Origin of the sequence: Trichormus variabilis 0441 (assembly GCF_009856605.1) — a bacterium.
Lineage (GTDB): Bacteria > Cyanobacteriota > Cyanobacteriia > Cyanobacteriales > Nostocaceae > Trichormus > Trichormus variabilis.
In genome coordinates this window covers 794278-807668 of sequence record NZ_CP047242.1, presented here as the reverse complement: position 1 = coordinate 807668, position 13391 = coordinate 794278, and the positions used below count along the sequence as shown (strand labels likewise).

The following is a 13391-nucleotide window of genomic DNA, read 5'->3' as shown; positions in this document are numbered from 1 at the left end:
ATACTAATTACTGGAAAGGTTTAAAAAATATTTTCTTGCTAAGAATAATAGACTAAATGAGTAGTTTATTTTTATAAACATCAACTTTTACAAGATATATCATACAGAGAATAAAATGTACTTAATTAAATAAAGGAGTATAACAATTATATGCGAATCCTGATGCTCTCTTCTACCTTTCCTTATCCGCCTAGCCGTGGTGGAACGGAAATTAGAACTTTTAATTTACTTAAATACCTCCAGCAAAATCATGATGTGACTTTAGTGACGCAGTATAACAAGAATGTGTCAGATACTGAAGTGGCAGAACTACGTAAATATGTCAGTGAACTGCTGATTTTTCCCTTACCACCGGAACCCCAGTCGAAAAATGCCATTGCTAAATTGTTAGGGAAAACTGGACGCTTTCTAGAGTCAGTGGGGAAGGCGACACCACCCAATGTTCTTTATCGCTATTCGCCAGAAATTCAAGCTTTAGTTGATAGTTGCGTTCAAGCTCAAAAATATGATGTGATTACTTGTGAACATAGTGTCAATGAAATTTATATTCGCCCAGAATTTCGTCATAGTGTAACTACAGTTGTAGATGTTCACAGTTCAGTTTACGGCTGGATTCGTGACCATTTAGAAATGGGTGCGGCGCAGAATGCAGTACGCGATCGCCTATATCTTTCTCTGGTGCTGAAGCGTTACGAAAGGCGATACTGTAGTAAATTTTCTCAGATTGTGGTGACAACACAAGACGATCGCCAGGAATTTCTCAAACTCCGCCCCGATATTGATATTAAAGTCATTCCCAACGGTGTAGATTTAGAATTATTTCCCCATCGTTGCCAAGACCCAGGTGGACATAATTTAATCTTTGTGGGGGCAATGGACGCTTCCCACAATATCGATGCAGCGCGCTTTTTTGCTATGGAGGTCTTACCACAACTACAAAAGCGTTATCCTGACGCTACATTTAGTATTGTCGGCGCTAGACCAACACCAGAAATTGAAAATCTGAATAATATTCCAGGGGTCATAGTTACTGGTCGCGTGGCTTCGATGGTAAATTATCTGCATCAATCTACGGTGTGTGTAGTGCCGTTACGCACAGGTTTTGGCATAAAAAATAAAACTTTAGAAGCAATGGCGGCTGGTGTGCCTGTAGTAGCTAGCGATCGCGGTTTAGAGGGATTAGCCGTTGATGGTGATAATACAGCTTTAGCAGCATTGCGAGCTAATAAGCCAGCAGAATATGTTGATGCTATTAGTCAATTATTTGAGAATCCCCAACTGCGATCGCAATTATCCCAAAATGGCAGAAAACTGGTGGAAGCTGAATTTACCTGGGATATAGCTGGTATGCGTTATGAGCAAGTTTGTTTGAATAGGTAAGCGTTATTGATGTAGAGAATTAAGAGATGCGATCGCCTGTGGTGGAATATTCGTAAACCGGATGATAAACAAATCTGCATCAGATTGTTTCATCACCTTTGCATAGATATCTGCTGTTGCTAGTTCCGGTTCATGTAGTAACTTGAGCTTGAGATTAGCTAATTTTTCTACAGGATGGGGTGAGTGTAGCAGGGCTTTTTTTTCAGAAACGCTGACTAATTCACCCCGAAATACTTCACCCACTGCCTGTTTACCTTGCAAAACTTGATATTCCACAGGCACAGGTGATTTCAATTTCACCATCACATCTTTGTCTTCTGGTAGAGACAGGTTATATGCACCGCCAATACCACTAATTTCATAGATGGTGATTGGTTCCTTGATTCCCTTGGGTTCGATTTGCATTTGCCCAGCTATTTGCAAATCAGTCTTAGCATCTTGGCGAGTATTGGCAGAAATTAAAATCTGTCCTCCCACAGTGTAAGTCTCAATTCTGGCAGCCAAATTAACATGACTACCAATAACTGTATATTGGGCGCGTTTTTGTGAACCAATATTGCCGGCGACAACTTCACCAGTATTAATCCCAATGCCCATTTCTAGCTGAGGAAGGTTCATTTGGCGAGTTTGAGCATTCACCTGCTGCATCGCTTGTTGCATGGCAATTGCACAGGCGATCGCTCTTTGGGAGTCATCAGGACGACAGATAGGCGCGCCGAACATGATAAAAATCCCATCGCCGATAAACTCATTAATTGTGCCTTTGTATTGGTTAATCACATCTGTCATCACCCCCAAATACAGATTGAGAATCTGTACCACCTGTTCAGGGGATAATTGTTCAGACATGGCAGAAAAACCCCGCAAGTCGGAAAATAACAGCGTCACCTTGCGCCGTTCACCACCCAACTTTAAACCTGATGGAGTTTCTAGGATATTAGCCAGGACTTCATCAGTTAAATAGCGTCCGAGATTTTTTCGCATTTCCCCGGCGCTTTGGGCGATGTAGAGAGTAACGGCGATCGCAGATCCCCCAAATGCCAACAAAGAAGGGACAACGGGAATCCACCAACCAGCCACAAACGCCAAAAAGCTACCAGCAATGACAGCGCCACTCATCAGGGGAACACCCACAGCTACAACAATCTTTTGACGTTTACTACTGCGTTGCTGCCAACATAAACTAGCCCCAATAATTGACCAAGCCAAAATTAATAGCCATTCTCCAGTCTCAGGTAAAGTCTGGATTTGGGGGCGACTATCCAAAGCTGCACTCAAAATTTGACTGACTAAATTGGCGTGAATTGTCACACCAGCCATTCGTTCTGGAGGCGTAAATAAATTACTGCTGTATGGTGTGTAGAATATATCCTTCAAACTTTCAGCCGTTGCCCCAATTAATACTACCTTTCCCCGCATCAAATCTGGGGGAATCTGCTTCTGTTGCACTTGCGTGAGGGTGACGGTGGTAAATTGCTGGATGCGTCCCCGGTAATTTAGCAGGATTTGGTAACTCCTCGCATCGGCGCGGATATAACCCCCATCATTAGCCTCAAAAATTGGGAAAACACCGCGATTTAACTGCAAATAATCAGGGTTATTGGCGGCTGGTTTTTCTGTAATCTTTTCCGGCTTTAAGTACAGCAATGCCAATTTTAGGGCAAAACTTTCGAGAACCTCGTCCTCATTCACATCGACATACAACAATCCCCGGCGAATCTTCCCATCCCCATCTAGCGGTAAGTCATTTGATCCAACTTGGTTATTTTCCTTGAGTATAGGAGACGCATTCACAGCCGAACTATCCCTAGTGTCAGAGAGTTTCTGCACCCCAATCAAGTTAGGCGTGGATGCAAACAATTTAACTAAAATTTCATGCCCAGGATTGACAGGTAAATCCCGGTAAATATCTAACCCGATCGCCCGTGGTTGTTGTTGTTTAATCGTATCTAATACAGTAGCCATTGCAGCATCAGACATCGGCCATTGTGTCTGTTTGCGGACATCAGCCTCATTAATCTCAACTATCACAATGCGGGTATCTGGTGGTTCTGGCGATCGCAGTAAAAAAAACTGGTCTAATGCTGCTAACTCTAGTAACTGCAACAGACCTGTCAACCGTAAACCAATTACCAATATTGTCATATTTGGAACTGCGAATATTACCCCGCGCCATTGCCAAAATAGGGGTTTTAGCTTTGCCCAAATCATATTTTATTGGCAACTTCCGACTTACAGCAATCGAGAAGTGGTTCAGAGGCGATCGCATTTAACTTGACTGACTGTAAAAATTGCCGCCAGTTTAAGAGGTAAGTTAAATTCTTAGGTTCACGACGGCGTAACTGCACCAAACTAGCTAACGCTTCATACCAAATTCCCGCCTCTGCATAGATAGAGGGTAACTTTCTGGCATCTGCTTTGGCTAACGCCCGTGATAAAGATGATTCTGCTGGAATCCGTTCTACCCAACCATCAACTGTAGAATTAGTACTAAAATCTTGCAGACTACAAACCAGTGTTAAATACCATCGGTAACTTTTACCTGTCTCTAATGGGGGCGAACTTGCAGGAAGGGTATAGCTGATGATGCCAGGTTTGTCAGGTAGTGTCAGCGTAGTTTTATAAAATACCTTTTTGTCCGCATCATTCAACAGCACCAGATAAGCCGTTTTCGCTGGAGATGATGGGATATACCAAAACAATGTCGGGCGTTGGGTAAGTGTCAATCCTAATTTATTTCTAGGTATAAGGGGAGTGATGGACTTATTCCCGGTAATGCAGGAGGAACCACGGCTAGAACCGCCAGCGCTGACAGGGGGGCCTTGCCGTTTCGGTGGCTTAAAAGCTTGACTAATCTGCCAACCGTGTTGGGTATGGGATGACTGCGCCTGCGTCTTCTGTACCGTTGCAGCAGAAAGTGGTAAACAGTTAAAAGTTAGGAAAAAGGCGACAACAGATAAATGATTACATTTCATTGATTTGTAGAAATGCTCTAGTGTGAGTTTGAAAAATTGCGGACTTATGCAAAGCGATACTTAGTAGAAAGGTAGACACTCACCTGGTTACATCAAGTATTCCCAAAATTCAGCCCAGACTTGAACCAGTTCAAAATTTTCAATAACTCCTGTGAAAGTTGCCTGTTTCCCTTCTTGCCTGGTGGTAAATGAGGGCAATAATCATGTTTACCACTTTGTTTTTCTTTGTTTTTTAAAGTTTTTGGTTAATATTACAACCTTCTATGTCTAAAGATATACGCCATAGGTAATAAAACTATTATTTTGTAGATATCAAAAATTTTACTAGCAACTACTTCAGAGACTAAATAGCGGCTATGATTTCCTAAGTAGCCATCATGAACCACTCACACCAAAAGGGATGAAAAAGCTTTCTTTCCTCCTATTTTCCGCCTTCTGTCTTCTGTCTTGTCTAAGTCAGTCGTCATGTATTGCGTACAGGAAAATCAAAGAAAATCTTTCTTATCTCTGTTTCTGGTGTCTTCATGCTGCAATATTTTTCACCAATAAGTGTTAGAAATAGCATTTTTTATCTAGTATGGGACTGGGATTAAGAAATCCTGAGTATACAGCAAGATAAAATTTCCACCTCAAATTACTCTCAAATATTTGTGGGGGTAAAAATAAACGGTAATTTTTAAAGGTCTAGACTATGGCAACCGAACATTTAACTAGAGAAAGCGATGAATTAGACTTAAAACAGCTATTAAAAACTTTAACTGCTGTCAAAAAAGGTGATTTTTCTGCTCGGATGCCCATAGACCAAACAGGTATAGCTGGTAAGATAGCTGATACGCTCAACGATATTATTGACCAGAATGAGCGCATGGCAGCAGAGCTAAAGCGCATTAGTACTGTTGTGGGCAAAGAAGGCAAGATTACTGAACGCGCTTCTTTGGGAAATGTACGCGGTTCTTGGTCAGATAGTGTTAATTCTGTCAATACTCTGATTACAGATTTAGTCCAGCCGACAGCAGAAACTACGCGGGTAATTCGGGCTGTAGCTAATGGGGATTTATCACAAACGATCGCCACAGAAATTGACGGTAGACCCCTCAAAGGTGAATTTCGCCAAACTGCCAATATAGTTAACACAATGGTGACAAGGCTGAGTTCCTTTGCGGGTGAGGTGACGCGGGTAGCCAGGGAGGTGGGAACGGAGGGGAAATTAGGGGTACAAGCCGAAGTCCAAGGTGTGGCGGGGACTTGGAAGGATTTGACTGATAATGTCAACCTAATGGCGGGGAACCTGACAGGACAGGTGCGGAATATTGCCGAAGTGGCGACGGCGATCGCTAACGGTGACTTATCGAAGAAAATTACTGTAGATGTGAAGGGGGAAATTCTGGAGTTGAAAAACACCGTCAATACAATGGTGGATCAACTTAATTCCTTTGCATCGGAAGTTACACGGGTGGCGCGGGAAGTAGGGACGGAAGGGAAGTTAGGGGTACAAGCAGAAGTTCGGGGCGTGGCGGGGACTTGGAAGGACTTGACTGATAATGTGAATTTGATGGCGGGGAACCTCACAGCCCAGGTAAGAAATATTGCCGAGGTGACGACGGCGGTAGCCAATGGCGACTTGTCGAAGAAAATTACTGTCAATGTCAAGGGTGAAATTTTGGAGTTGAAAAACACCGTCAATATCATGGTGGATCAACTTAATTCCTTTGCCTCAGAAGTTACCAGGGTGGCGCGGGAGGTGGGCGCAGAGGGAAAATTAGGGGGTCAAGCAGAAGTGCGAGGGGTGGCGGGGACGTGGAAGGACTTGACTGATAGCGTCAACTTTATGGCTGGGAGTTTGACGGCGCAGGTAAGAAATATTGCCGAAGTGACGACGGCGGTAGCGACTGGTGATTTGTCGAAAAAAATCACCGTGGATGTCAAGGGCGAAATTTTGGAGTTAAAAAACACTATTAATACAATGGTGGATCAACTTAATTCCTTTGCCTCAGAAGTTACCAGAGTAGCGCGGGAAGTAGGAACGGAGGGGAAACTAGGCGTACAAGCAGAAGTGCGCGGGGTGGCTGGGACGTGGAAAGACTTGACAGATAATGTGAATTTGATGGCGGGGAACCTGACAGGACAGGTGCGGAACATTGCCGAAGTGGCGACAGCGATCGCCAATGGTGACTTATCGAAGAAAATCACCGTGGATGTGAGGGGCGAAATTTTGGAGTTGAAAAACACCATCAATATCATGGTGGATCAACTGAGTTCCTTTGCATCGGAAGTTACCAGAGTTGCGCGGGAAGTAGGCAGCGAAGGGAAGTTAGGTGTACAAGCCGATGTTAGGGGTGTGGCGGGTACATGGAAGGACTTGACCGATAGTGTAAATTTTATGGCGGGGAGTTTGACAGCCCAGGTAAGAAATATTGCCGAAGTAACGACGGCGGTAGCGACTGGCGACTTATCGAAAAAAATCACCGTCGATGTGAAGGGCGAAATTCTCGAATTAAAAAACACCGTCAACACGATGGTAGATCAACTCAACTCCTTTGCATCGGAAGTCACCAGAGTAGCGCGGGAGGTGGGAACAGAAGGGAAATTGGGCGTACAAGCAGAGGTGAAGGGTGTAGCTGGTACGTGGAAGGACTTGACCGACAGCGTTAACTTCATGGCGGGGAGTTTAACAGCCCAGGTAAGGAACATTGCCGAGGTGACGACGGCGGTAGCCAATGGCGACTTGTCGAAAAAAATCACCGTGGATGTGAAAGGGGAAATTTTGGAGTTGAAAAACACTATTAATACAATGGTGGATCAACTCAATTCCTTCGCCTCAGAGGTGACAAGGGTAGCGCGGGAGGTAGGTAGTGAGGGGAAATTGGGTGTACAAGCCTATGTCCGAGGTGTGGGCGGTACGTGGAAAGATTTGACAGATAATGTCAACTCGATGGCGGGGAATCTTACAGCCCAGGTCAGAAATATTGCCGAAGTGACGAAGGCGGTAGCCAATGGCGACCTGTCGAAGAAAATCACCGTGGATGTGAAAGGGGAAATCCTCGACTTAAAGAACACTATTAATACAATGGTGGATCAACTCAGTTCCTTTGCCTCAGAGGTGACGCGGGTAGCGCGGGAGGTGGGAACCGAGGGGAAATTAGGCGGTCAAGCTGTAGTCCAAGGTGTGGCGGGGACGTGGAAAGATTTGACAGATAACGTCAACTCAATGGCGGGGAACTTGACAGCCCAAGTCCGGGGGATCGCCAGAGTGGTGACGGCGGTGGCGAATGGCGACTTGAAACGTAAACTGATGTTAGATGCCAAAGGGGAAATCGAAACCTTGGCAGAGACAATTAACGAAATGATTGATACCCTAGCCACCTTTGCCAATCAGGTGACAACAGTGGCGCGAGAAGTGGGGATAGAAGGAAAATTGGGCGGTCAGGCTAAGGTTCCAGGGGCGGCGGGGACATGGAAAGATTTGACCGACAACGTCAACGAACTAGCGGCTACCCTCACCACCCAGTTAAGAGCGATCGCCGAAGTTGCTACAGCCGTCACCAAGGGCGATTTAACCCGTTCCATCGCTGTAGAAGCTCAAGGAGAAGTAGCAATCCTCAAAGACAACATCAACCAGATGATTGCCAATCTGCGGGAGACAACCCAGAAGAATACAGAACAAGACTGGTTAAAGACCAACCTCGCCAAATTCACCCGGATGCTGCAAGGTCAGCGCGACTTAGAAACCGTATCCAAACTCATTCTCTCAGAACTTGCACCACTGGTAGGCGCACAACACGGCGTATTCTACTTAATGGAAGGTGCAGAAAATCAAAGCTACCTACAACTACTCAGCACCTATGCTTATCGGGAACGCAAACATCTAGCTAACCGCTTCCAGTTGGGTGAGGGTTTAGTTGGACAGTGTGCTTTAGAAAAAGAGCGAATTTTGTTAACAGAAGTGCCGAGTGATTATGTAAAAATTAGCTCTGGTTTGGGCGAAGCCAACCCCCTAAATGCCGTGGTGTTGCCTGTATTATTTGAAGGACAAGTGACGGCGGTGATTGAACTAGCCTCCTTCCGCCGCTTTAGTGAGATTCATTTGACATTCTTCGACCAACTCACCGAAAGTATTGCGATCGTTCTCAACACCATCGCCGCCTCGATGCGTACCGAAGAATTACTCAAGCAATCCCAATCCCTCGCCGAGGAACTACAAACCCAGCAAAGCGAACTCCGCGAAACCAACAAACGCCTAGAACAACAAGCCCAATCACTCAAAGCTTCGGAAGATTTACTGCGGGGACAACAAGAAGAACTACAGCAAACCAACGCTGAGTTAGAAGAGAAAGCAGAATTGTTAGCTATACAGAAAAAAGAAGTAGAACGGAAGAATCGGGAAATTGAACAAGCGCGACGGTCTTTAGAAGAGAAAGCCGAACAACTTGCCCTCTCATCCCGCTATAAATCCGAATTTTTGGCGAATATGTCCCATGAACTGCGGACACCTTTAAATAGCTTATTAATATTGGCGAAATTGTTGACAGATAACGTCGATGGCAATTTGACAGCGAAACAAGTCGAATACAGCCAAACAATTTACTCAGCCGGCAATGAACTATTAGCCTTAATTAACGATATTTTGGATCTAGCCAAAATCGAATCGGGAACTATGTCCATCCATGCGACCCCAATTCCCTTGTCAGAGTTGGCTGAACAAATTGAACGCGGCTTTGGGCAAGTAGCGCAAAATAAAGGACTGACTTTTGCAGTCGAATTAGCCCCTGAGTTACCAACCACCGTTAATACAGATATCAAACGCCTACAACAGGTATTAAAAAATCTCCTCTCCAACGCCTTTAAATTTACAGAACGTGGAGAAGTCCGCCTCAAAATTGAAGTAGCCAAGCCAGGATGGAATTCTAACCAACAACCTTTAAACTCTGCTCAAAATGTCATTGCTTTTGCTGTGAGTGATACAGGTATTGGCATTGCAGCCGATAAGCAAAAGATTATCTTTGAGGCATTCCAGCAAGCTGATGGTACAACTAGCCGCAAATACGGCGGTACGGGATTAGGCTTGTCTATTAGCCGAGAAATTGCTCATCTTTTGGGTGGTGAAATTAAACTTACCAGCTATCCTGGTCAAGGTAGTACATTTACCTTCTATTTACCGCAATTTAGTGCTGAATCTACGCTGACCCAGGCAGACGCGATAAATCGCGTCTCTACAAAGTACGACTCAATCCTTGTTGACGATCGCACCAACATCACTAATTCATCAGCAGATAATAACATTCTGCTAATTATCGAGGATGATGTTAATTTTGCCAGGATTTTGGTAGATATGGCACGACAACACGGATTCCAGGTACTCAGCGCCCAAACTGGGACAGCCGGACTAAAACTAGCCAAGGACTTCCAGCCGATGGCAATTTTACTCGATATCCGCTTACCAGAAATGGACGGTTGGACAGTCCTAGACCGCTTGAAACATGACCCCACTACCCGCCATATTCCCGTACACATCATGACCGTCGAGGAAGGAAGACAACGGGGTTTACAATTAGGGGCGATCGCCTATTTACAAAAACCAGTCACCAGTGAAGCCATATCCGAAGCCTTAGACAAAATTAGAGGTTTCGTAGAACGTCGGGTTAAGAATTTACTAGTAGTCGAAGACGACGAACTACAACGCCAAAGCATTGTGGAACTCATTGGTAACAGCGATGTAGCCACAGTTGCCGTCGGTACAGGTGCAGCCGCCTTAGAGGCGATTCGTACTCAGCAGTTTGATTGCTTAGTCCTCGATTTAGGCTTACCTGACATGACAGGTTTTGAACTCATGGAACAGATTAAGCGAGAAGCCAACGGCGCAACCTTACCAATTATTGTTTACACCGGTAGAGAAATCAGCAAAACCCAAGAAACAGAACTCAGACGTATTGCTGAGACAATTATCGTCAAAGATGTGCGATCGCCCGAACGTCTCCTAGATGAAACCGCCTTATTCCTCCACCGCGTCCAAGCAAACTTACCCACACCCAAACGCGAAATCCTCGAACAACTCCATTCTCAAGATTATTCCTTAGTTGGTAAAAAAGTCCTGATTGTAGACGATGATGTCCGCAACATTTTCGCCCTCACCAGTATGCTAGAACGCTACCAAATGCAGGTAATATACGCTGAAAATGGCAGAGAAGGAATTAGCTTATTAGAAAATACACAAGATATTGACGTGGTGTTAATGGATGTGATGATGCCAGAAATGGACGGTTACGAAACCATGCAATTGATTCGGAAAAAAGAGCAATTTAGAGCCTTACCAATTATTGCCCTCACCGCCAAAGCCATGCAAGGCGATCGCGATCAGTGCATCGCCGCCGGCGCTTCCGACTACATCGCTAAACCAGTAGATACAGAACAGCTACTGTCTTTATTGCGAGTTTGGCTCTATCGTTAAATTGCGGATGATATGTTGCACCAAGCCTAATTGCCAGTCGCAGGCTATTTACGACAAAGTTTTTCCCTGTATAACTAAAACTGAGCCATGAGCATGATGCAACACGTAATTACTCACACTACCTAATAAAAACTCACTGAGTCCAGCACGACCACGCCTACCAACCATAATTAGGTCAGCCGACCAGCTACGGGCTATTTCACATATTGTCCTACCTGGATCACCCATTTTTTGGGTAAATCCAGTTTTCACACCGATATTAATCGCTGTGTCGGTGAGCGATCGCAACCACTCTAGTTTTTCCTGTTTAAGTTTTTCCCAATGCTGGATATAGTTATCCATTGATTCTGTTTGCCAAGCTGGATAAGTAGTATCTGGTTGCAAAAATATAGGAGTAATATATGGGTCTTCCACAGGAGATATAACGTGCAGCAACATGATTTCAGCGTTGCTTACTTTGGCTAAATTTACACCCTGCTCAAAAATATGTTGCCCTATCTCAGAGTTTTCTACTGCTACCAAAATCTTCTGATACATAATATATAGCTGTTGACCGAACAAAAAAAGGATACAAGCCCCCGGATTTATCTGTGGGGTCTTTAATTTTGAATTTTGAATTTTGAATTGGAGCGAAGCGACTTGACAGACTAGAAAGCCTTGTGTGGTCAGTACGTAGGGTAGGCAATGCCCACCAATACCATAATAAGGTGGGCATTGCTATCTGTATTTCAAAAAATATGAACCCTATCGGAAAATCCTAAATTTCCGCACCTGCTTTTGCTTCAGCACCCATTGGAGAAACGTAATCACGGAAAAGAGTAATCTGCTGTTCAAAACCTAAGCCTTTGATTCCTTCCAGCAGTTCTTGGGATTCTGAAGACAGTGTATAACCAGCAGGAAAAGGAACTATCGTTGCATTTTCCATACCTTGAGATAAAAGATACCAAAACAGTAGCTTAGTGGTATCACCCAAAGAGCCGTATTCGCGGCTTAGTTGGTTATCTACACGTCGAATCAAGTCGCGTTGTAATTGCAATTGCTGTTCATGATTCAATTCTTTGACTTGATTAAATAAACCTTCGGCAATTGCTGGGGAAACGGTGCTAGCGCCAGGGGCTGCTGGTGTAATTGCGCCGCCCATTTCTTTGTAGATAAACCAAAACAAAGCCAATTGTTCGTCTACATCCAATTTCTGCCATGATTGGACATATTTACGAATAGTGGGATCACCTGTTTGTGTAAAAGTCATAATGATTACGATTGCTATGAACGAATGTCATTAGCAACCGTAACAAACACAGATCAGGTGTTTAACCCTACTCAGGACATAAGTAACTCGACCAAAAAGAAGAATAATTAAGAAAACTATCAAATTTCCCTCATACTTCAGCGCTGAATAGTATTCGCTGACTGGTTAAATAACAAGTTTCGGGACTTTTCAATATCTAGCGCCTGATTTTTAAAAGCTTCTGCTTTTTCATAGGCGCGAATGACCGCCGGACGTATTTGAATTGTCTCGAACCAACGTTTGAGATGGGGAAAATTTTCTAAATTTTGGCTTTGGCGTTCATAAGGCACAATCCAAGGATAAGCAGCGATATCGGCAATAGAGTATTCACCAGCAACAAACTCTCTATCTGCAAGGCGTTTATCCAACACTGCATACAAGCGCCCTGTTTCATTGACGTAGCGGTTAATGGCATACTCAATTTTTTCAGGTGCATAACTACTAAAGTGGTGGTTTTGTCCGGCCATTGGGCCTAATCCTGCCATTTGCCAGAATAGCCATTGTAGAACCTCTGTACGTCCCCTAATACTTTGGGGAATTAATTTTCCGGTTTTTTCTGCCAAATACAACAATATAGCACCAGACTCAAACACAGAAATCGCTGCACCCCCATCTGCTGGTTCATTGTCAAAAATGGCGGGAATGCGATTATTCGGGGAGATTTTGAGAAATTCTGGCTGGAATTGGTCGCCAGCACCGATGTTTATGGGGATGATGTTGTAGGGTAAGCCGACTTCTTCTAAGAAGATAGTGATTTTGTGGCCGTTTGGGGTTGTCCAATAGTAAAGGTCAATCATGGTTGTGTCTTTGATTTTGTTAGTTTTCGCACCGAGATTTTAACTGTTTTACTCCTGACTATGGCTTGGTCTGGCTGTTATCTTTGATCAGATCAATTACAAGCCAATGAGAACTTGATGATGAGACTGCATTACAACAAAACTTTCGGCTATATATTCATTCCCTTAGGGTTATTAAATTTAGTTTTGGGCGGCATTCTCCTGGTTAGAGGTCAATTCAGCATTAGCATCATCATTGGAATTATCATCATCTTCTTAGGGTGGGCATATTGGCATAAACCTTATATCACCGTCGAAGATAAACAGTTTATTATTCACACACCTTTAGGATGGCCACAACGCGTCTACGGTTACAATGCTCCTGAAGACGTAAAAATAGCACACAAAAAGATATTACTCAAACAAGATGGTGAGTGGAAACGCTTACCTATTTCCAAATTTATTATGCAGCCACAGGATTGGTTGACGTTGCAAAAACGATTTGGTGAGGACAGGGGCTAAAGAAG

8 protein-coding genes are annotated in these 13391 nt (G+C 44.1%); 3 read left to right on the top strand and 5 right to left on the bottom strand.

The window, feature by feature from the left end:
• The first annotated feature begins 150 nt into the window (after nucleotides 1-150).
• Complete coding sequence (locus tag GSQ19_RS03280) at nucleotides 151-1380, top strand: glycosyltransferase family 4 protein (protein WP_011321362.1); 1230 nt, start codon at nucleotides 151-153, stop codon at nucleotides 1378-1380.
• Between the two features lie 3 nt (nucleotides 1381-1383).
• Here the strand turns inward: GSQ19_RS03280 and GSQ19_RS03275 are convergent, their stop codons facing one another.
• Entirely contained in the window at nucleotides 1384-3591 is a 2208-nt protein-coding gene (locus GSQ19_RS03275) for a CHASE2 domain-containing protein (RefSeq protein ID WP_011321361.1), read from the bottom strand.
• A complete protein-coding gene (locus GSQ19_RS03270; protein ID WP_011321360.1) occupies nucleotides 3588-4355 on the bottom strand; it encodes a DUF928 domain-containing protein in 768 nt (255 codons plus the stop codon). Before GSQ19_RS03270 ends, GSQ19_RS03275 begins: the two co-directional genes overlap by 4 nt.
• Before the next feature lie 691 nt (nucleotides 4356-5046).
• Here GSQ19_RS03270 and GSQ19_RS03265 point away from each other — a divergent pair.
• Nucleotides 5047-10800, top strand: coding sequence for a HAMP domain-containing protein (locus GSQ19_RS03265; RefSeq protein WP_011321359.1), 5754 nt, complete (start codon nucleotides 5047-5049; stop codon nucleotides 10798-10800).
• A 48-nt stretch (nucleotides 10801-10848) separates the two neighbouring features.
• Here GSQ19_RS03265 and GSQ19_RS03260 read toward each other — a convergent pair whose 3' ends face one another.
• The 3 genes from GSQ19_RS03260 to GSQ19_RS03250 all read right to left on the bottom strand — a co-directional run bounded on the left by GSQ19_RS03260 (nucleotide 10849) and on the right by GSQ19_RS03250 (nucleotide 12885).
• Nucleotides 10849-11337, bottom strand: a complete 489-nt coding sequence (locus tag GSQ19_RS03260) for a universal stress protein (protein ID WP_011321358.1) — start codon at nucleotides 11335-11337, stop codon at nucleotides 10849-10851.
• 220 nt (nucleotides 11338-11557) lie between these two features.
• On the bottom strand, nucleotides 11558-12049 hold the full coding sequence (locus GSQ19_RS03255; protein WP_011321357.1) for an orange carotenoid protein N-terminal domain-containing protein: 492 nt from the start codon (nucleotides 12047-12049) through the stop codon (nucleotides 11558-11560).
• 137 nt (nucleotides 12050-12186) lie between these two features.
• Nucleotides 12187-12885, bottom strand: coding sequence for a glutathione binding-like protein (locus GSQ19_RS03250; protein WP_011321356.1), 699 nt, complete (start codon nucleotides 12883-12885; stop codon nucleotides 12187-12189).
• A 117-nt stretch (nucleotides 12886-13002) separates the two neighbouring features.
• Between GSQ19_RS03250 and GSQ19_RS03245 the strand changes: the two genes are divergently transcribed.
• Nucleotides 13003-13386 carry a hypothetical protein gene (locus GSQ19_RS03245; protein ID WP_011321355.1) on the top strand — a complete coding sequence of 128 codons (384 nt, stop codon included), beginning with the start codon at nucleotides 13003-13005 and terminating at the stop codon, nucleotides 13384-13386.
• The last annotated feature ends 5 nt before the right edge of the window (nucleotides 13387-13391 follow it).